Annotated in this window: 1 protein-coding gene; it reads right to left on the bottom strand. The window is 53.9% G+C overall.

Annotation, left to right across the window (positions count from 1 at the left end):
• The coding region (locus F1381_RS28540) for a hypothetical protein (protein ID WP_187355601.1) at nucleotides 1–657 on the bottom strand (657 nt) is incomplete at both ends.

Raw genomic sequence — 657 nt, 5'->3', positions numbered from 1 at the left:
TTCGCTCCCGATCGTAAACATCCCGTTCAGATACATGGTCATGAACAGCGGTGACAGCTTGCCCGGCAGCAGCCCGCCTACCGACAAGAAATCCTGGAGATCCTTGAACGGATCGATGGTCAGCAAATCGCCCCGTTTGAAATCCGTGTAGGCTTTTAGCGCATCCTCCGCCGTTACCATCTTGTCAATCACATCCTGCACCCTGCCGACAACCGACAGCCCCGTTCCCAGCTTCCCCAGCATGCCCGAGCGTCCCTCCAGCGCACCGCTGATCATCTCTACCGCTTCCTTGGCTCCCCAGGAATACTCCCCGAGCACATAGTCGATATCGATTAATTTCGCATTCACAATCCCGTCGATCGTTTCGATCAAGGTATCCTCTTCCACCGTCTCAAACCGCGATAAGCCGATAAAATTTCCGTTCTCCGATACAAAGACAAAGCCCGCCTCTTGGAATTCAAACGTATAGCTTGTCTGGTTGTTGAGGCCCCCGCCTTGTTTAAGCTGCTCCAGCGACGGAACCGGAATATCCCGGTACCATTGGCCGTTCACGATGATGCTTAACTGGTCGTCGTTCTGTAGCAGCCTGATGTCGTCTCCGGAGTTCGTGCGCAGCGCCTGATTTTTCAGCAGATAGTATTCGGACAAGGCTTCCAG

Origin of the sequence: Paenibacillus tengchongensis (assembly GCF_008973665.1) — a bacterium.
In the GTDB taxonomy this organism is placed as follows: domain Bacteria; phylum Bacillota; class Bacilli; order Paenibacillales; family Paenibacillaceae; genus Paenibacillus_AQ; species Paenibacillus_AQ tengchongensis.
Note: the sequence above shows the minus strand (reverse complement) of the source record. Positions and strands in the feature narration are given on the sequence as shown.